The following is a 16336-nucleotide window of genomic DNA, read 5'->3' on the forward strand; positions in this document are numbered from 1 at the left end:
AGCCTCCCTTCATCACCTCATGACGATGACCTTCGGCCGACTCCTTGGCTTCGGCCACAGCCCGGCGGCGGTCACGTCCCCGGCCGCCTCGTGGGCGAGGATCGACACGACCGCCAAGTCGATCTTGCGGCCGTCATCCGGCTTGGCCAGCCTGTACCGGCCGCCGGGCCGCGGCTCCCGGTGCACGGCCTCGATGTGCGCGGCCGTCAGCGGGCACCCGTCGTGGCTGAAGCTCGACCCCGCCTTGGTGACGTCGGTGTGCAGCCGGTCGGCCGCCGCCTGCATCTGCACCGGCCGGTGCGTGTACCAGCGCACCACCCGCTGGTCCCCGTACTCGGCCGCCCACTGGTCGATCTCCGTCGTCCAGTACGGCGGGTCCGCGTACAGGCGCACCACCACGTACCGGCGCATCAGCTCGGCCAGCGCGTCGGACACCTCGCCGCGCGGCACCTGGCCGCCCCACTCGGCCGGATCCCACACCGTCGGCAGCCGGGCACCGGGCGGCCCGTACGCCGGCGTGAACTGGTAGCCGTCCTGGGTCTCCGCCCGAAACCCTGTCCAGTCGTCGATGTCGGAGCCGTCGAACCCCAACACAATCGGCGCGCCGTCCGGCACCTCGCGAGGCTGAGCCCGGGCGCGCCACCGGTCGATGTCCAGCCAGCGACCAGACCCGGCCCGCATGCGGTTACCGAAGAAGCGCTCGGCCTGGGCGATGTCGCCCTTGGCGATCAGCTCCTCGGCCTCGGCCTCGATCGCGTCGAGGTTGACATGTCGAGACCCGGCGTACACGTACGCGTGGATCTTGCGACGGTCTGCCCTCCGGTCGTACCGCAGGTTGTCGGGCGGCTGCCGGTAGAACTTGAAGATGTCCGGTCTCGGCGACTGGTAGGTCAGCTGAGCCTGTGACCGCTGCGTCGGATCGAACGCGTTGGTGGTCTCCTGCGACCTGCCTTGCATGCCGGCCAGACCACGCCGCTGCGTGTCCGCGACGCTGATCATCTTGTTCTGCGCAGTCCAGATGCCGGTCTCATCCTGGGCTGCGTAGCTGATCGGGTTACCCAGCCTTGCCTGCGCCGACGAGGTCACCACATCGATCCGGCCATCCTCGCGGTCCACGATCCGGGTGAACTCCTCGCCGACACGCATCAGGTCGGCGAGCGGCCCCTGCCGGATCATCGCCTTCAGCGGCCGGTAGATGTTGTCCGTCTGGTCCTCGGCGTACGCAGTGATCTGGATCAGCGGCGACGGGTGCCGCATCCCCATCGGCTCGCCCGGCGCGTACTCGTACTCCCAGCCGCACCTGCAGCCGTGGTCCGAGCACGCGTAGCCGTCCCCTCGACCTGCCCAGCCCGCGAACACCGACGGTCCGACCGCCTCCAACGCCACCCCGGCTGCCGACCACGGGCCTTTGCCGGTTTTCTGCGGGGCAATGATCAGCGACCGTCGATAGTAGAACGCCGTGCCCAACAGCGGGGCCTCCGGAATCCACTCGGCGTCCTCGCGGACCCGGTAGTGGTTCAGCGTGCACCACGCCTGCCAGTCGTACATCTCGAACGGGCGCCCACGGTGGAAACCGTCCGGGATGACGCAGTGCCGCTCGATCCAGTCCACCGCGACGAACAGGGTGGGGAAGTCGACGACGTACCGCCCGACGACCGCCTCCGGCTCACTCCGCCGAGCCATCGATGACCCCATCGATGACCCGGAACCGGTCTCGCGCCGACGGCCGCGCCGCCGGCGCCGCCTTCGCTACCGCCCGCCTCTTCTGCTCCGCCAGCTCGTCGATCCGCCACCGGAGTGACCGCATGCCCGGGATCGTCAGCCCCAGGGCGTCGGCCTGCTGGCGCACCAGCGTGCCCAGAGCCACCGGCGAGCCCGGCAGCTCAGCCACGGAAAGGTTACGGACGTACAGCGCCACCTCGACCGTCTGATGGAGCCGCTCCCACTCGACCGCCTGCGGCCTCCTCCACAGCAGCGTCCACAGCTCGGCCTCGCGCTTGGACTGCCCCACCAGCGGCCACGCCGGCGGATCGCCCGCCCGGCCCTCCGCCGGCAGTACCGTCCACTCGCCGTCCGACCGCCGGTCCCGCCGTAGGGCGTTAGGGTCCGGCGGTGGCCCGGAGCGCACTCGCGCACCACCACTTGGCATCTCGTGATCACTCCTCCGCCGCATCGCGCGGCATCGGGCGGCCGTCACATCGCGTGACGACCCGGGGACTTTGAACCCGGCGGACCGGGCGCGGCCCTCCCCGGCGGTCCTCTGTGCCCCCGCCCGAGGGGGTAGCCCCCCAGGGGTGGTCACGGATAGTCACCGTCCGGCGTGCCAGCCGCCGGGCTGGGCCTGAGCGGTGTGCCTGTCGTGGCACGGCTTGCACAGGCCGCGCCCGTACTGCGGGTCGTCCGGGTCCAGGCCGAGCCGGACCAGCTCCCGCCGGTCGCGGGGCCAGTGGTCGGCGACGGTGGACGGTCGCAGGCAGGCGGGGCCGTGGCCGTGGCTGGTGTCGGTGCAGACGCACAGCGGGTCACGGCGGAGCACGCCGGTGCGGAACCGGCGCTCATGGGCTCGGCCGTAGCCGCGCTGGTGTCGGGTGCCTCGCCGCTGGTCGGCGTCGCGTGTGTGGGCGGCGCACCGTCCGCTGGCGGTCAGCTCCGGGCATCCGGGCTGAGAGCAAATCTTCAGCGCCCGGGGCATCGGGTCTCCCCGGACTCCGGGCAGGGTTCGTCTACCCCTTCGACCGGTGACACTACCACGCCCATGGTCATCCTGCCGCCGCGAGGGCCGGTGTGGCGGCGGCGTCGAGCCGGTCGAGCACGTCACCGAGCCGGTACAGCGGTACACCGCGGTCGTCGCGGTACGCGGGCTTGATGACGCCGCGGCGCGCCCACACCGCGATCAGATTCCGCACCCGCTGCCGGTCGTGGCCGGCGCGGGCGGCGAGGTGGGCGATCTGCGCGGCGCTCAGCAGCTGGTCCTCGACGTGCCGTAGCAGGGTGGCCCGTGACGCCTCGACGTCCCAGCGCGCCCCACATGACCGGCAGCGGACGACGTCGGCGCCGGCGATGGCGTACAGCACCGCCCCGCACTCGCATGCGCCGACGATGGCCCGCTCGGGCGGCCGGTCGGCGGTGCGGATGACGTCCCGCGCGGCGCCGGCCAGGTCGGCCAGGGCCTCGCCGGCGTACGGCTGGTGGCGTAGCCAGTCGAGGTGCCCGACCAGCCATGCGGCGGCGGTGCCGCCCGGGTGTCGCCCGGGTGCCGGCGGCGTGTGGCCGCGCTCGTCGGCGACGTGCCGCGCCCACGTGGTGAGCGTGGTGGTGGCGGCGTCGAGCCGGGCGCGCAGGTCGGGCCGTCCGGGCATCGGGTGCTCGCCGCCGCGGCGTCCGCCGGTGCCGTGGCGCATGAGTCCGGCGGCCGCGTCGTCGGCGTCGGCGGCGAGGTCGGCGGCCTGGGCGAGCAGGGTGCCGGTCCGGGTCGCGCACCGCTGGCAGGCGTAGGCGGTCGGCTCGGCGGGCTGGTCGCAGATCACGCAGGTCGTCATCGGCGCTCCTCGGTGGTCGGGGTGGGCTGGTCGCAGGTGTCGCAGACGAGGACGTCGCGACCTCCGGCGCGCGGGGTGGCCTGCCGCCGGCGGCGGCGACGGCAGATCCCGCACGCCCCGGACCACGGCCGGCAGGTGGGGCTCATCGGCGACCCCAGGTCCGCTGGTCCCACAAGCGGCGGACGACGCGCGCCTGCCACGGCAGCAGCGGCAGGCCGATGCGTCGGGCGTAGTCGATGATCACCTCGGCGTCGTGCCGAGGCGTGTCCGCCTCGGAGCCCTGAGATCCGCTGTGAGCGTCTGGGACCGCCGTGCCCTTGTCCTGACCCTCGCCCGTCCCAGATCGCGCCGCAGCGGCAAGATCCGGGCCGTCGTCGGGCCGGCGCCAGACGGCGCACATGGTGCCGTCGGCCCGGGGCGGGATGATCGCCCCCTCCGGCCCCGAGAGGGGCATCAGCGGTCGGCCGGGTCGGATGTCGGCGAGGGGCCGCGGGTCGGGCCGGTGTGCCCAGGAGACGGCCGGTGGCGGGGTGCCCTGCCGTGCCCACCAGGACGGCGTGCCGGGCGCCGTGTCGGGGTAGGTGGCGTAGCCGGGCCGGGTGAGCGCGATGTCGCGCCAGCGGGCGTCCCGCTCGTCGCCGGTCGGCAGGCGGTCGGCGGTCTGCCGGACCTCGGGGTCGTGGTCGGTCATCGGGCGGCCTCCTCTCCGGGGGCGGCCTCGACCAGGGCCAGCTCGCAGCCGAGCATCGCGGCCAGCTCGGCGAGGTGGCGCGAGGAGGGCGAGCGTGTGCCGCCCTCCCACTTGGCGACGGTGGCGGTGGTGACGTCGAGCCGGGCGGCGATCCGCTCCTGGGTGACGCCGCGGACGAGGCGGAGCATGGTCAGCTCGGCGACGAGCTGGCGGATGGCCGGGTGGGGTGCGCGACTGTCGGTCATCGGGTGGTCTCCGGGGTGGCGGTGGTGGGGATGGGGTGGGAGTCCCAGCCGCAGCCGGGGCAGGGGCCGCCGTCGGCGCCGTGCAGCTCGTGGCCGCAGTAACCGGGGTCGTCGTCGAGGGCGTCGAGCCGGAACGGTTCGCAGGGTTGGATGCGGTGGCCGCGCCGTTTGCGGCCGAGGAGCCGGGTGTAGACGACGCCGCGGCCGTGTGGCCCGTTGACGGCGAGGATTGGGATGGCGCCGACCCAGCTGGCGACATCGACGAGGCGGTCCCACTCGCCGGGGGGCAGGGTTCCGTCGCGTTTCGCTTGGATGAAGAGTGCCTGGCCTGGTTTGAGGGCGATCAGGTCGATCTTTGTCTTGCCTTTGCTGCCGGCGGCGCGGACGACTGCGTACCCGTTCTCTTCGAGGTCGTTACGGACCTTCCATTCGAAGCCGCGGCCCTGCTTGTAGCTCACGGCTGCTCCTCTCGGCGGTGGAGGAGGGGGTGGTGTTGGTGTGCGCGGGCGAGCCGGGCGAGGGCGTCGCGTTGGCGGGTGGCGAGGTTGTCGAGGATGCGGGCGGCGATGTCGCCGACGGGTTCGGGCCCGTCGACGGGTGCCGGGTGGTCGGTGGTCGGGTGGTCGTCCATGGTGTCTCCCGGGGTGGTGTGGATCTTGGGTTTGGGTGCTTGTCCGCCCCCTCCCCTAAAGGGGAGGGGGGGCGTGACTTTGTGCCGTGACTTTCCGCGTGACTTTCTGACCTGCGGAAACGCGGTAAAGTCACGGTCGCTGGAGATCAACGTGACTTTCTGCGTGACTTTCTGCGTGACTTTCTGAGAACCGGCTCTGACCTGCGGAAACGCTTGATCGTCGGCCGTAAAGTCACGCCGAGGCATCGAAGCGTGACTTTCTCCGTGACTTTCTTGGGAGCGTTCCCACGCCGTGGTTGGGCTCACCGGTCCGGCTCCTCCCACGACGCCGGAGCGGCCGGGAACCACCGCCTGCCGTGGCCGCGCCCGCCGCGCTCCGTGTCCGGGTCGCGGGCGTACAGCAGGCCCTGCGCCACGAGCGCGTCGAGCCGCCGGCGGGCCTTCTCGATCTGGGCTTTCGTCGGCTTCTCCACCGAGTACAGGCAAGCCGCCGCCTCGTTCGCCGATAGGCCGGTCGTGGAGCAGCGGCGGGCCAGCGCCACCACGTCGGTGTCCGGGTCGTGGAACACCTCGGCCAGGCCCGTCTCCCGGTTGTGGCGGATCTTCAGCGGGCCAACCTCGTTCATCGGCTGCTTGAGGTGCAGCAGTTCGACGATCGGGTCGCCGGGTTCGCCCCACAGCAGCACCACCGACCCGGCACCGGAGGTCAACCAGGTCGACCCGTAGATGCCGTTGATGTTGTTCGGCTTGCCGCCGTCCGCCCCGTTCTTCACCACGTGGTGCAGCTCAACGAGTTGGATGCCTTCGGCGAGGGCGAGCTGCCGGGCCCGGTTGTAGCCGGCGCCGACTTCGTCCTTGGCCAGGCCGACGGCGGCGTCTTTGAGGCTGTCGACGAACACGACGTCGGCGTCGTGTTCGCGGGCCAGCCGGAGCAGGCCCTCCGGGTCGGCGGCGAGGTCGCACGGCGGCGGGCCCACCCAGAACCGGATGATCTCGGACAGGTACTGGCGGCCGAACTCAGCCTCGGCGTCGGTGAACATCCTGGCCAGGTTGCGGCGGGCCTGCTCGGGTCGGTCCATGGCCAGGTACAGCACCCGCTGCTGGCACGGTTCGACCGGGTAGCCGAGCACGTCGCCGGGGGGCAGGCCGGCGACTGCGCGGAGCAGCTGCCCGGCGAGGGTTGTCTTGCCGACGCCCTGCGGGCCGGCGATCATCAGTGCCTCGCCGCGTGCCCACAGGATGTCTGCGCCTGTGCCCCACAGGGCGGGCGGGGTCGGTGGTAGGTCGAGCAGGAAGGTGGCGCCGTCGTGGACGCGGGCCGCGTCCGCGGCCCGGGCCTTGGCCTCTGCCGCCTGCTCTTCGGCGAAGATCTGTTCGGCGGCGTGGCGGGCGCGCAGGAGGGTGAGCTGCCGTTCGGTTTCCTCGGCCTGCCGTTGCCGTTGGCGGGCGGCCAGCACCTCGGCGCGCAGTTGCTCCTCCTGCCGCTGCCACGCCTCGTGTTCGTCGGGGCTGAACGGGTCTTCAGGCGGCGCCACGCTCATGCCTTCCCACAGGTCGATGTCGGTCACGCCGCTGCTCCCAGGTGGATGGGGGCGCCGGTTTCCCAGTCGACGGGCCCGCCGGGGTGGATCCGGTAGGGGCGGCCGGCCCGGGCGGCCGCCGCTCGGGCGGCCCGGTCCATCTCGGCCAGCTCGCGGGCGACCCGTCGCTCGTTGGTTTCTCGCCAGGTGTGGGCCGCGAATGCGGCGTGCATGATGGCGAGGTCGTCGAGGAGGGCCGCGGTGCGGCCGGAGTCGTAGGCGAGGCGCATCAGGTAGGCGACCTGCTCGCGGGTGAAGGTCTGCTGAGGGCCCCGCAGTGCGTCGCTGGCGGCGAGGATGCCGCCGGCGGTTGGGTGTGTCATCGGGTCCCCCCCTAGGTCTCGTTTTGGTGCGGGTGGGCTGGTGCCCCGTCGCGCGCTCGATGCGCGGTGCCGGCCTGGTCCGGGCGGGGCTGTTCGGAGTCAGAACGGAGGCTCGTCGTCGTCTCGCGACGCCGTCCTCGGAAAGCCGGCGTCGGCGGTCCGCGTCCGGCCGGGCGTGGCCGGGGCGGGGGTGGCGGTCGCCCACGGGTCGTCGGCTGGGCCGGTGGCCGGTGCGGCGCCGGGGCCGGAGCGGGTCATCTTCTGGACCTGGGCGGTGGCGTACCGGAGGCTGGGGCCGATGGAGTCGATGACGAGTTCGATGCGGCTGCGCTTCTCGCCCTCGCGGGTTTCGTAGCTGTTGGTCTTGAGTCGACCGGTGATGACGACCTCGTCGCCGCGGCGCAGGCTTTCGGCGACGTTCTCGGCCTCCTGGCGGAACAGGGTGCCGTCGAGGAAGCACACGTCGCCGTCGACCCATTCGCCGTTGGCGTCGCGCTTGCGCTGGTTGAAGGCGATCCGCAGCCGGCAGATGGCGGTTCCGGTGGCGGCGAACCGCAGCTCGGGGTCGTCGGTGAGGCGACCGACGCCGTGGATGGTGGGCAGGCTCATGCGACACGCTCCCCGCTGGCAGCGGTGATCTCGGCGACGGTCACCGGGTCGGGCGGGAACGCCTCGTCGCGGCTGATCTCCTTCCGCTTGAGCGACTGGAACAGCACGCCGAGTTCGGCGACGTCCTCGGCCGTCCACTCGGCCCGCGGCCGACCGACCTTCCTCTCCAGCTGTTCGAGGGTGATGCCGCCGCGAGCGAACTGGTCGATCGCGCTCTGGACGCGCTGGGCGAGCTGTTCGCCGGTGACAACGGTCAGCGTGCGCCGGCAGATCTCCTCGGCCTCGTCGGTGAACCACTTCGGCAGGACCGAGTAGATGGCCTGCCGTACCCGCCGGGCGCCCTGGTTGGCGTTGTTTTCGTAGATGTCGCGCAGGTCGACGAGCCGTTCCGCACCGCCGCGCTTGTCCCGCCGGTGGGGCACGATGAAGATCTGCGCCGAGCGGGTGTTCGTTTCGACGTCCCAGGCAAACGCTTGCATCTCGCTGATGCCGGCGGCGTCGTCGCGGCGCAGCTCGGCGACCCCGTACTGGATGTTGCCCCAGCACAGGGCGAGCTCGCGGGCCAGGTAGACGGACGGGCCGGTGACGGTCTGCCCGGAGCGGGGGAAGGCGTAGAAGGCCTGCCCGGCGAGTCCGGGCTGGCTGCAGGCGCGGCGCATGCGGGCAACCGCCTGGTCAATGTCACGCGGGCACTGCTGGGCGACTTGGACGGCGGCGGCTACCTCGGCGACCGCCCGGGACTGTTCGATGACGGTGGCTTGTCCGAGGATCTCCGGGGTGGGGACTGCCGGGTTGGTGATGCGATCGAGGGCGGTCACCAGACCTCCTTGGTGTGTTGGTTCTCTGCCCAGGCGGGCAGCGGGATCAGGGGGATGTCGTCGCCGTAGCCGGGCCACACGCCGGTCCGGACGCATTCGGCGTAGATGCCGATCGCTTCGCGGTTGCGTGCCTGTCCGATCCGCTCGGCAACCGGGTCGAGCTGGACGACTCGGATCAGGTGTGGCGGGTCTTTCTCGACGAAGACGAAGACGAACCGCGCGTCGATGCCGAGGACGCTGGCGCCGTCGAGGTACCAGGCGGCCTGCTGGTGGTAGCCGTGGGTGTGGATGGCCCGCTGCAGGTTCGCCAGGTCGGCGCTGACGCAGGTCTTGAGGTCGACGATGATGGGCCGGCCGTCGGTCTGGTCGCGCAGCCAGTCGTATCGGGCTCGCAGCCAGACGCCGGTGTCTGCGTCGATCCACGCGGCGGTCACCTCGGGCCGGCCGGTGGACGGGTCGAGCAGTGCGCCGGCGAGCGGGTGTTGACGCAGGGCGCTGACCATGGCGCGGGCCCGGTCGTAGTCGGCGGCGAGTACTGGTGTCCGGCCGGCCGCCCACGCCTCGTCGCGCTGCTCGCGGGCAGTCCTGGTGCGCCAGTCGGGGGCGTCGATGACGGTGATGTCTGCGCCGGCGCCGAGGGCGAGCCGGTGCACGGTCTTGCCGAGGTCGAACTCGGGCCGGCTGGTGGGCGTCGGGTGGTCGAGCTGCCACCGGTACTTCGCCGGGCAGGACGGTGGCAGGAGGAGACGTGCTCCGGTGCTGGACAGCGAACCGCCGGGGATCGGGTCGGCGTGGTAGTCGGCATCGGGGATGCCGTCGTACAGGCCGGGCCGGGTGATCGTGGTGGTCATGCTGTCCTCTGCCGTGGTCGCTGTCGGTTGTGGAGTGGGATGACGGGGGCGAGGTCGTCGCAGCCGGGGTGTCGGTCGTGTCCGCCGGCTGCGGCGGCGGGGTCGAGGGGCCATCCGCAGCCGGCGGCGCAGGCTGGCCAGCCGTTGGCGGCGCGGACGGCGGCGGCTGGGCTGGCCCAGCGGGAGCCGGCTACCCCAGCCGGCTCCCGCCTGCTGTTGTTGGTCATGCCGGGTGGTGGATGGGGCAGGCGCCGGCGAGGCGGAGTGCGCGGGCGATGGTGTCGGTGTTGATGGTGATCACTGCTGCGCTCCTCGGGTGGCTGGTGCTGGGCTGAGTGCGATGGCCTCGGCGGGGGTGAGGCGGTGCAGTTGTGCGCGGCGCCGCTGGCCCTCGGTGAGTCCGCCCCAGACCCCGTGCTGCTCGCCGTTGTTGAGCGCCCAGGTGAGGCACTCCTGGCGGACGGGGCAGGCGGTCCGGCAGATACGGATGGCGGCGTCGGCGACAGATGATGTGTCGGAGATGGGGAAGAACAGTTCCGGGTCGGTGTCGCGGCAGGCGGCCCGGTGGCGCCAGTCGGTCATCGGGGGCACCTCGTGTCGGCTGAGATGGTGGGCAGGAGGCCGGTGCGGTCGTTGGGGCCGGCGTGGAGCCGGCGGGTGGCGTAGTAGGTGGGGGCGAGGGTCTGCCGGGCGGCCGGGCTGGGGGTGGGTGGCATCCAGTCGGCGGGGACCCGGAGTGGGGCGGGGATGAGCCGCCGGCCGGCGGCGGGTGGGGTGTCGTCGGCGGCACGGTGTCGGCCGCCGCGGTCGAGGTGGAGTGGCATCAGGCACCCCCTGTCATGTCGGGCCGCCACTGGTGGCTGGCGGCGAGCCGGTCGAGGTGGGCCAGCCAGCCGGCGGCCGACTGGTGGATGACCCACGCCTGGCCGCAGCAGCGCATGGCCTCGATGTCGAGGGCTGCGGCTCGGGTGGTGTTGCCGCGGACCTGGGCGGTGATCGCCTCGCGGCGGAGGCGTTGTCCACGCTGGGAGAGGACTCGCGCCCAGCGGAGCTGGGTGTTCAGCCGCTGTCGTTGGCGGGTGATCCAGCCGGGTAGGTCTTGGGTGAGGTCGCAGCAGGCGTGCCCGGGGTGGGGGATCATGCGGGCCTGGGTCATGCGTCGGCCCTCCGGGGCAGGAGGGTGCGGATGGCGTGGGCCATCTGCTGGGGGACGACGCCGTTGCCGAGCACGCGCAGGGCCGCGGTGCGGGGCAGGTGGTCGGTGACCCATCCGGAATCGAGCCCCATCAGCCACTCCACAAACCGGGGCGACAGGCGCGGCTGCCCCCGAGTGCCGGGTTCGGTCGGCTCCGGTGCGGGCCGGCCGGTGATCTGCTCCCAGCGGCGGATGGCCGGGGCGTACTCGCCCCACCGGTCGGCATAGGCGGCGACCGGGGTCGGCAGGAACTGGACGACGGCGGACGGCAACGCCAGGTCGCCGGATGATCCGCGCTGGTTGGGGCCACCCTTGGTCCCGTCGGTGGCGCGCGGCGTGGGCAGCAGTGCGGAGACAGCGGTACGCAGGTCCGGGCCGCCGTCACCATGCGCGCCGGGCCCCCGTACGTCGGAGGTTGTCGGTGTGGGCAGGAGGTTCACGGCGACCTCGTTGAGGGGTCGCGCGTTGCGGTCCATGATGTTGGACCCGCCCGACCTCCAGTCCCGCGCGGCCGGCGTCGGCAGCAGCGACACGGCGTCGTCCAAGAATCGCTTGCCGACGGCGTACCGGGCTGCGGCTGTCTCGGGGGACAGGGTGCCGGTGCCCCGGCCAAGGGCGGCGTTCGGGGTCGGCAGCAGGGTCACGCCGGCAGGTCCAGCGGCACCGAATCCCACTCGCCCGGCGGGCAGGGTCCCATCGGGCGGACAGCCCGCCTCCGCTGGCCACGCGACGATGAAGACCCTCGCTCTGCGGTGCGGAGCGCCGACGTCGGAAGCTCGGAAAGTCCCGTAGCGTCCCACATACCCGAGGCGGGCCAGGCCCTGAACGACTCGGGCCATAGCGTCCCCGCGACTCGCAGTGAGCAGCCCAGGGACGTTCTCGAACACGAGCAGCCGGGGTCGTGCGACCAATCGGCCAACAGCGTCCGCGATGTCATCGAAGAGCCACCTCTCGTCGGCGACGCCCATCCGGCGCCCCGCAGCTGACACGGGCTGGCACGGGAATCCGGCGGTGAGCACGTCGACCGGCTCGGCCCGGCTCCAGTCGACCTCACGCAGGTCGCCGAGGTTGGGCACGTCGGGCCAGTGGGCGGCGAGCACCCGGGACGCGTCGGGGTCGATCTCGGCGTGCCAGGCGTGCCGGACCGGGCCGATGGCCATCTCGATACCGAGCTCGATGCCGCCGTATCCGGAGCACAGCGAGCCGATGGTCAGCGGCGTCATGACCTAGACCTCCGGTTGGGCAGGTGGGGTCGGGTGGCCGACCGCCAGCCGTTGCGGTGCCTGTCGGCGGTCGCGGCCCGGGTCGGGCTCGTGTCGATGCGGCTGGCGACCATGGCGGCGTGCATGGCCTCGACGCGGTGGGTGAGTCGCCGGATGGCCAGCCAGTAGCCGGCGATGGCACCGGCGGCGATCGCGGCGAGGATCGCGAGGACGGTCATCAGCCCACCGCCCTGACCAGGCTGCCGATGGCGCCGGCCCACGTGTCGCTGCCGGCGATCAGCTCACCGGCCGGGTCGACCGCCCGCCAGCGGACCGACGTCGCACCACCACGGCCCAGGAACAGCGGCACGACCGCGCCGACCGACCGGCTGGTCGCGTCGTCGCGGTGGACGGCGAATCGCCGGCCGGCGTCGTCGCGGCGGATGGACACCCGGACGCCGTACGCCTGGTATCCGACACAGCCCGAGGACATGGCGATGCTGAGCCGCGGGTACTGCCGCAGGTCCGACTCGGCACAGACGATCCACGCCTCGGCGGCTGCTTTGGCGGCGTCGACCGTCGACCCGAGCCGTACCCCGATGTCGGGCCGGCCCCACTCGTCGTCCTCGATGAGGTGCCAGCCGGGGGTGTAGCCGCGGGCGTCGGCCGCCATCCGGTCGAGCTTGACAATGCGGTGCGACCGGCCGCCGTGCCAGGCGACGTGCTGCGCGGTCTGCGGGTCCCATCGCCAGTCGAGCAGCCGGCCGAACCACTGGCTCATCGGGTCACCACCGCCTCGGCGTGCTCCGCGCGGAGCGCGTCCGCGAGCACCTGGTCGTCGTGGCCGGCGGTGACCCACTCCTCCAGCACCGGGCGCGCCGGCCCGACCGTGTACGACCAGCACGGCGGGCTGTCGCGGAGGACGACGCAGGCGTCCGGCTGGCGCTCGTCGGGTAGGTGGACGTCGATGGTGGCCGGCACCAGGCGGACCCCGTCCGGGCCGGTGATCTCTCCGTCCTGGTGGGGTGCGTCACCGGCCAGGATCGCGGCGCTGATGGCCACGGCGCCGGCGGCCGTCTCGGCGATCCAGTAGCGCGTGCCGGCGAAGTCCTTGCGGCGAAGGTGCGTCATCATCATCGGGTCACGCTCGCGGTCGGGGTCGGCCGGGGTCGGCGACGTCCGCGACGGGGATGCCGTCCTCGGCCAGGACCGCCAGGGCCCGGACGAGTCGGCTGAGCGCCTGCTCCCGGCGCAGCGTCTGCCGCTGGTACCACTCGGCGTCCCGCATGCCGGCGACGTCCGCGTAGCCCCAGTCCATGCACGCGTGGCCGTAGCGGCGCGCCATCGCCTCGATCGAGGCGCGCAGGACCGCGACCTGCCGGTGCCGGTCGTAGCAGACGGTGCCCGCCGGCCCGGTGACGGTCCAGCGTGGGGACCCGTCGGCCGGGTGGGTGGTCTTGTGGGGGGTGAGCACAGGTACTCTCTCCTCTGCGGTCGTGGCGTCCTCGCGCGGTCTTGGCGGATTGGCGGGGGCGCCGGTTGTGTGTCTCGGGTCGGGTGGCCCGGACGTGTCAGGCGGCGGGCCGCTGGCTGCGTCGCCGGCGGCGTCGCACCTCGGCGGACTTGGCGGCGAGGCGGAGGAAGTACGCCCGCCGCGCGGATTCGGCACGGCGCGCCCGCTCGGCCGGCGGCAGCTTCCCTTCCGGGTCGACCTCGCGCTCGAATCGGTCGATGAACGCCTTGCGGGCGGCGGCGGTCGCCTCGGTCCGGTCTGCGGTGTGCGCCCACCTGGTGTGGGCGGCGGCCTGGGCGGTGAGGCGTCGGATGGTGCTCATACGATCGCCTCACGGAACATCTGCTCGTAGGGGATCTTGGGGTACCGGAGCCGGACCCGGGCGATGAACTCGGCGGACACCGGCTGGCCGCGCAGGATGCGCGAGAGGTTGCCGTCGTCGACGCCGAGGTCCTCGGCCATCTCCTCGATCGTCTCGAGTCCCAGGTCGGCGACGAGGGACGTGTATCGATCGGATCGCAGGAAGACCTTGGGCCGGCCATCCGTGGATGCCTGCATGCATGCAGCCTAGCGCTGTGCATGCAAGCATGCAACACTCGCTGCGGAGAGATTGCACAAATGCAGTAAGAGATCGGGATCAGTCCATACGCAGTTCGCGCAGGTCACCGCGATAGATCTTCAGATCCGCAGCCCATGGGCTACATGGAGGGCTCTCGCCAGCCGGGCCCCGAGTCCTCGTGCCTACACGAGGATTGCCGTAATCTCCTGCATGTGAGCAGCGAGCGCGCAGCAGCATGGGACGTAGACGGGTTTCGGAAGTACGTCATTGGGCACGCCCAGCGCGCCCGAGTCGCCCATGACCAAGCCAGCCTGGCCAAGTTGACCAAGATCGACAGCGGCCTCCTTGGCCGCTACTTCCGGGGCGAGATCCAGCCCGGCCCGGCGAATCTCCGCCGGATCCAGACCGCGATCCCTGGTACGACGATGCAGGAACTGCTAGTCCTCGCCGGTCGTGCGGAGCGCGGCCAGTTCGACCAGCCGCAGGTCTCCCACCCGCTCGCGCAAGAGGTGGACCGGCTCCTTGGCGACAAGTCGCCCCTGCCTGAGGAGGAGCGGCGGCTGCTCGTCGAGATGCTGGAGCGGATCCTGGACAAGTACAGCAATGTCCAGCGCATCGCCTGACTACAGCCGGTCCCCCAGCGCCAGCCGTCGGTACGCCTGCTGGGCACGCTCCGCCGCGTCCACCCGGCCGTAGCGGTCCAGCATCTGCCGGCTCCGCCACCCGCCCAGCACCATCAGGTCGCCCTCCTGTCCCCCGGCCGCCCGGAACTGGCTCGCCCATGTGTGACGGAACATGTGAGGGTGCAGCTTGACGCCCACCAGCGCGGCGCGGCGCTGCAGCGCCGCCTTGATACCGTCCGCGCCCAGCGTCGGCCGGCCCCGGTCGCCCAGCCACAGCGTGTCCAGGTCGGCGTACGGGTGGCGGCGCCGCTCGCGTAGGTAGCGATCTAGCGCCCGGGCGGCCTTCACGCCCACTGGCACAGCTCGGCGACGAGGGCCGGACCGGTTTGTACCTTTCCCTTCGACAAACAGGATCCGGTCGCGGATCTCTACGGCGTCGACTGTGAGTCCAGCCACTTCAGCCAGGCGGAGCCCGCCGTCGGCGAAGACGTAGATGATCGCTGCGTCTCTCCGGTCGCGGAACGTCGCACGGTTGCAGGTGCCGAGGATGGCCCGGATCTGGTCGAGGCTGAGTACCGGCGTGGTCTGGTCGTTGGGCCGCGGTGTCTTGAGGCCGTCGGTGGGGTCCGACGGGCACTCTCCCTCCTCGACCGCCCACCGGAAGAAGCCGCGGACGGCGGGGAACCAGGTGCGGGCCGTGCTGCTGGACGTCCGGTTCCGGGTGTCGACGACCCATGCCCGGATTTGGTCTCTGGTGGTGTCGGCAGGTCCTGTACCGGGGTGGTGGTCAGCCAGCCAGGTCGCCAGATTGCGGACGGCACCCAGGTAGCTGCGCACGGTGGCCGGCGAGTAGCCGTCGGCCTCCAGCGCCAGCCTCCAGGAGTCGGACAGGAGAGCGAAATCGGGGTGCGCAGCGACAGGCATGAGGCAAATTTAGCCGGACTGCCAGCGCTGTACGCAAGGACGACGCATCCGCTCTGGCCGCGTTTCAGCTGCTCAGCATAGCTTTCAAGGTCTCCGCATTAGTCTGCGCGTAGTCCCGATAACAGTTGTTGAGCAGGACGTGCGTCTCCGCCGCCTCCTCGGCCAGTCCCCGCAGCTTCGGTGCCCACTCCGCCAGCTCGCGCTCCGAGTACCGGTAGCCGAACCGCTGGTAGATGTCCCGACTGTCCCACCTCGTGCTGTGGCCGTGGAATCGCACCATCGCCAGGTCGGCGGTCGCGGCCAGCACCGGCGGCACCGACGAGCGATAGCCCTGCGGCATGTCGACGCAGACGTACGGCAGGCGGTGTCGGCGCAGGAAGTCGAGGGTCTCCGCGGCGTTGTCGCCGGCGAACCACGAGGCGTGCCGAAGCTCGACGACAGCCCGCATCGGGGCGCAGCGCTCCCGTACCTCGAGCAGGTACTGTTTGTTCGTGCGCCGGATGGTGAACCACGGCGGGAACTGGAACAGGACGGCGCCGAGCTTGCCGGCCCTGGCCAGCGGCTCCAGCGCCGCCAGAAACCGGCTCCAGACCTCCTCGTACGCCTGCGCGGTCAGGTCGGCCGGGTAGAGAGGTTCCGCTTCTCCGTGCGCGGCCGGAGATCCCGGTACAGCGCGGAGACCCGGGTCGGATGCCCGGTGAGCAGGCTGAACGCCTTCACGTTGACGGTGAAGTCCGCCGGCGTCCGCGCCGCCCACAGCTGGACGGTCCGTTCCGCCGGCGGTGCGTAGTAGGTGGCGTCCACCTCGACCAGGGGAAAGCGACTGGCGTAGTGGGCGAGACGCCGCTGCGGGGTGTCCGCCGACGGCGGATACCAGCCCGACTCCAGCAGGGTCCGGTCCGTCCACGACGCGGTGCCGACCTTGATCCGGCCCATCGCTCCCGTTCACCCGGCCCTGGCCACGGCTCCCCGGGCACCCGACCACGGCGGCGGCTCCGGTTCGACGCCGCGCCGGCGGGCGGGCCGACGGAGC

The 16336-nt window shown here is 72.1% G+C and carries 25 protein-coding genes and 1 pseudogene; 1 reads left to right on the forward strand and 25 read right to left on the reverse strand.

Translation table 11 applies throughout. From position 1 onward, the window contains the following. Positions 1-12 precede the first annotated feature (12 nt). The 23 genes from EF879_RS18695 to EF879_RS18800 form a co-directional block, all read right to left on the reverse strand. Positions 13-1683 (reverse strand): hypothetical protein, encoded by a 1671-nt coding sequence (locus EF879_RS18695; RefSeq protein ID WP_123560368.1) that lies wholly within the window; start codon positions 1681-1683, stop codon positions 13-15. Next, complete coding sequence (locus EF879_RS18700; protein WP_123560369.1) at positions 1667-2011, reverse strand: hypothetical protein; 345 nt, start codon at positions 2009-2011, stop codon at positions 1667-1669. Before EF879_RS18700 ends, EF879_RS18695 begins: the two co-directional genes overlap by 17 nt. A 297-nt stretch (positions 2012-2308) precedes the next feature. Beyond that, on the reverse strand, positions 2309-2692 hold the full coding sequence (locus EF879_RS18705) for a holin (protein ID WP_123560371.1): 384 nt from the start codon (positions 2690-2692) through the stop codon (positions 2309-2311). 67 nt (positions 2693-2759) lie between these two features. After that, positions 2760-3539 (reverse strand): hypothetical protein, encoded by a 780-nt coding sequence (locus EF879_RS18710; protein ID WP_123560373.1) that lies wholly within the window; start codon positions 3537-3539, stop codon positions 2760-2762. Positions 3540-3681: 142 nt separating this feature from the next. Next, positions 3682-4230 carry a hypothetical protein gene (locus EF879_RS18715; protein WP_123560376.1) on the reverse strand — a complete coding sequence of 183 codons (549 nt, stop codon included), beginning with the start codon at positions 4228-4230 and terminating at the stop codon, positions 3682-3684. Beyond that, positions 4227-4475: a helix-turn-helix domain-containing protein gene (locus EF879_RS18720; protein ID WP_123560378.1), complete on the reverse strand. Its 249-nt coding sequence runs from the start codon at positions 4473-4475 to the stop codon at positions 4227-4229. The genes EF879_RS18715 and EF879_RS18720 overlap by 4 nt, the downstream gene beginning before the upstream one ends. Continuing rightward, on the reverse strand, positions 4472-4933 hold the full coding sequence (locus tag EF879_RS18725; protein ID WP_123560380.1) for a Holliday junction resolvase: 462 nt from the start codon (positions 4931-4933) through the stop codon (positions 4472-4474). The genes EF879_RS18720 and EF879_RS18725 overlap by 4 nt, the downstream gene beginning before the upstream one ends. Continuing rightward, a complete protein-coding gene (locus EF879_RS27310) occupies positions 4930-5106 on the reverse strand; it encodes a hypothetical protein (RefSeq protein WP_158624205.1) in 177 nt (58 codons plus the stop codon). The genes EF879_RS18725 and EF879_RS27310 overlap by 4 nt, the downstream gene beginning before the upstream one ends. 302 nt (positions 5107-5408) lie before the next feature. Beyond that, the gene (locus EF879_RS18730; RefSeq protein ID WP_233604566.1) at positions 5409-6674 is read right to left on the reverse strand and encodes an AAA family ATPase; all 1266 of its coding nucleotides are present in this window, start codon (positions 6672-6674) and stop codon (positions 5409-5411) included. Beyond that, the gene (locus EF879_RS18735) at positions 6671-7009 is read right to left on the reverse strand and encodes a hypothetical protein (protein WP_123560382.1); all 339 of its coding nucleotides are present in this window, start codon (positions 7007-7009) and stop codon (positions 6671-6673) included. The genes EF879_RS18730 and EF879_RS18735 overlap by 4 nt, the downstream gene beginning before the upstream one ends. 99 nt (positions 7010-7108) lie before the next feature. Next, positions 7109-7618, reverse strand: coding sequence for a single-stranded DNA-binding protein (gene ssb / locus EF879_RS18740; protein ID WP_123560384.1), 510 nt, complete (start codon positions 7616-7618; stop codon positions 7109-7111). Next, positions 7615-8436 carry a hypothetical protein gene (locus EF879_RS18745; protein WP_199736500.1) on the reverse strand — a complete coding sequence of 274 codons (822 nt, stop codon included), beginning with the start codon at positions 8434-8436 and terminating at the stop codon, positions 7615-7617. The genes ssb and EF879_RS18745 overlap by 4 nt, the downstream gene beginning before the upstream one ends. Next, positions 8433-9287: a PD-(D/E)XK nuclease-like domain-containing protein gene (locus EF879_RS18750; protein ID WP_123560385.1), complete on the reverse strand. Its 855-nt coding sequence runs from the start codon at positions 9285-9287 to the stop codon at positions 8433-8435. The genes EF879_RS18745 and EF879_RS18750 overlap by 4 nt, the downstream gene beginning before the upstream one ends. A 297-nt stretch (positions 9288-9584) precedes the next feature. After that, positions 9585-9869 carry a WhiB family transcriptional regulator gene (locus EF879_RS18755; RefSeq protein ID WP_123560386.1) on the reverse strand — a complete coding sequence of 95 codons (285 nt, stop codon included), beginning with the start codon at positions 9867-9869 and terminating at the stop codon, positions 9585-9587. Beyond that, on the reverse strand, positions 9866-10111 hold the full coding sequence (locus EF879_RS18760; protein ID WP_123560387.1) for a hypothetical protein: 246 nt from the start codon (positions 10109-10111) through the stop codon (positions 9866-9868). Before EF879_RS18760 ends, EF879_RS18755 begins: the two co-directional genes overlap by 4 nt. Further along, positions 10111-10443: a hypothetical protein gene (locus tag EF879_RS18765; RefSeq protein ID WP_123560389.1), complete on the reverse strand. Its 333-nt coding sequence runs from the start codon at positions 10441-10443 to the stop codon at positions 10111-10113. Before EF879_RS18765 ends, EF879_RS18760 begins: the two co-directional genes overlap by 1 nt. After that, positions 10440-11705: a DNA cytosine methyltransferase gene (locus tag EF879_RS28235; protein ID WP_123560391.1), complete on the reverse strand. Its 1266-nt coding sequence runs from the start codon at positions 11703-11705 to the stop codon at positions 10440-10442. Before EF879_RS28235 ends, EF879_RS18765 begins: the two co-directional genes overlap by 4 nt. Beyond that, on the reverse strand, positions 11702-11923 hold the full coding sequence (locus EF879_RS18775; protein WP_123560393.1) for a hypothetical protein: 222 nt from the start codon (positions 11921-11923) through the stop codon (positions 11702-11704). Before EF879_RS18775 ends, EF879_RS28235 begins: the two co-directional genes overlap by 4 nt. Beyond that, positions 11923-12465: a hypothetical protein gene (locus EF879_RS18780; protein ID WP_123560395.1), complete on the reverse strand. Its 543-nt coding sequence runs from the start codon at positions 12463-12465 to the stop codon at positions 11923-11925. Before EF879_RS18780 ends, EF879_RS18775 begins: the two co-directional genes overlap by 1 nt. Beyond that, positions 12462-12821, reverse strand: a complete 360-nt coding sequence (locus EF879_RS18785) for a hypothetical protein (protein WP_123560396.1) — start codon at positions 12819-12821, stop codon at positions 12462-12464. The genes EF879_RS18780 and EF879_RS18785 overlap by 4 nt, the downstream gene beginning before the upstream one ends. Positions 12822-12825: 4 nt before the next feature. Then, entirely contained in the window at positions 12826-13158 is a 333-nt protein-coding gene (locus EF879_RS18790) for a hypothetical protein (protein WP_123560398.1), read from the reverse strand. A gap of 97 nt (positions 13159-13255) precedes the next feature. Continuing rightward, positions 13256-13519: a hypothetical protein gene (locus EF879_RS18795; RefSeq protein WP_123560400.1), complete on the reverse strand. Its 264-nt coding sequence runs from the start codon at positions 13517-13519 to the stop codon at positions 13256-13258. Then, complete coding sequence (locus tag EF879_RS18800; RefSeq protein WP_123560402.1) at positions 13516-13755, reverse strand: hypothetical protein; 240 nt, start codon at positions 13753-13755, stop codon at positions 13516-13518. The genes EF879_RS18795 and EF879_RS18800 overlap by 4 nt, the downstream gene beginning before the upstream one ends. 321 nt (positions 13756-14076) lie before the next feature. On the opposite strand from EF879_RS18800, the gene EF879_RS18805 reads away from it, so the two are divergent. Further along, positions 14077-14379 carry a hypothetical protein gene (locus EF879_RS18805; protein WP_148086482.1) on the forward strand — a complete coding sequence of 101 codons (303 nt, stop codon included), beginning with the start codon at positions 14077-14079 and terminating at the stop codon, positions 14377-14379. On the opposite strand, the gene EF879_RS18810 is transcribed toward EF879_RS18805, so the two are convergent. Continuing rightward, the gene (locus tag EF879_RS18810; RefSeq protein ID WP_123560406.1) at positions 14380-15303 is read right to left on the reverse strand and encodes a tyrosine-type recombinase/integrase; all 924 of its coding nucleotides are present in this window, start codon (positions 15301-15303) and stop codon (positions 14380-14382) included. It lies immediately after the preceding gene. A 64-nt stretch (positions 15304-15367) separates the two neighbouring features. Next, positions 15368-16239, reverse strand: a pseudogene (locus tag EF879_RS18815) (DUF72 domain-containing protein). Positions 16240-16336 lie beyond the last annotated feature (97 nt).

Source organism: Micromonospora sp. HM5-17 (assembly GCF_003762835.1).
GTDB lineage: Bacteria > Actinomycetota > Actinomycetes > Mycobacteriales > Micromonosporaceae > Plantactinospora.

Excerpts from the sequence above, each read along its gene's own strand:
- EF879_RS18750 (WP_123560385.1), bottom strand. The coding sequence starts at position 9,287 with ATGACCACCACGATCACCCGGCCCGGCCTGTACGACGGCATCCCCGAT.
- ssb (WP_123560384.1), bottom strand. The coding sequence starts at position 7,618 with ATGAGCCTGCCCACCATCCACGGCGTCGGTCGCCTCACCGACGACCCC.
- EF879_RS28235 (WP_123560391.1), bottom strand. The coding sequence starts at position 11,705 with ATGACGCCGCTGACCATCGGCTCGCTGTGCTCCGGATACGGCGGCATC.
- EF879_RS18785 (WP_123560396.1), bottom strand. The coding sequence starts at position 12,821 with ATGATGATGACGCACCTTCGCCGCAAGGACTTCGCCGGCACGCGCTAC.
- EF879_RS18810 (WP_123560406.1), bottom strand. The coding sequence starts at position 15,303 with ATGCCTGTCGCTGCGCACCCCGATTTCGCTCTCCTGTCCGACTCCTGG.
- EF879_RS18735 (WP_123560382.1), bottom strand. The coding sequence starts at position 7,009 with ATGACACACCCAACCGCCGGCGGCATCCTCGCCGCCAGCGACGCACTG.
- EF879_RS18765 (WP_123560389.1), bottom strand. The coding sequence starts at position 10,443 with ATGACCCAGGCCCGCATGATCCCCCACCCCGGGCACGCCTGCTGCGAC.
- EF879_RS18710 (WP_123560373.1), bottom strand. The coding sequence starts at position 3,539 with ATGACGACCTGCGTGATCTGCGACCAGCCCGCCGAGCCGACCGCCTAC.
- EF879_RS18755 (WP_123560386.1), bottom strand. The coding sequence starts at position 9,869 with ATGACCGACTGGCGCCACCGGGCCGCCTGCCGCGACACCGACCCGGAA.
- EF879_RS18715 (WP_123560376.1), bottom strand. The coding sequence starts at position 4,230 with ATGACCGACCACGACCCCGAGGTCCGGCAGACCGCCGACCGCCTGCCG.
- EF879_RS18795 (WP_123560400.1), bottom strand. The coding sequence starts at position 13,519 with ATGAGCACCATCCGACGCCTCACCGCCCAGGCCGCCGCCCACACCAGG.
- EF879_RS18760 (WP_123560387.1), bottom strand. The coding sequence starts at position 10,111 with ATGCCACTCCACCTCGACCGCGGCGGCCGACACCGTGCCGCCGACGAC.
- EF879_RS18800 (WP_123560402.1), bottom strand. The coding sequence starts at position 13,755 with ATGCAGGCATCCACGGATGGCCGGCCCAAGGTCTTCCTGCGATCCGAT.
- EF879_RS18695 (WP_123560368.1), bottom strand. The coding sequence starts at position 1,683 with ATGGCTCGGCGGAGTGAGCCGGAGGCGGTCGTCGGGCGGTACGTCGTC.
- EF879_RS18780 (WP_123560395.1), bottom strand. The coding sequence starts at position 12,465 with ATGAGCCAGTGGTTCGGCCGGCTGCTCGACTGGCGATGGGACCCGCAG.
- EF879_RS27310 (WP_158624205.1), bottom strand. The coding sequence starts at position 5,106 with ATGGACGACCACCCGACCACCGACCACCCGGCACCCGTCGACGGGCCC.
- EF879_RS18775 (WP_123560393.1), bottom strand. The coding sequence starts at position 11,923 with ATGACCGTCCTCGCGATCCTCGCCGCGATCGCCGCCGGTGCCATCGCC.
- EF879_RS18705 (WP_123560371.1), bottom strand. The coding sequence starts at position 2,692 with ATGCCCCGGGCGCTGAAGATTTGCTCTCAGCCCGGATGCCCGGAGCTG.
- EF879_RS18720 (WP_123560378.1), bottom strand. The coding sequence starts at position 4,475 with ATGACCGACAGTCGCGCACCCCACCCGGCCATCCGCCAGCTCGTCGCC.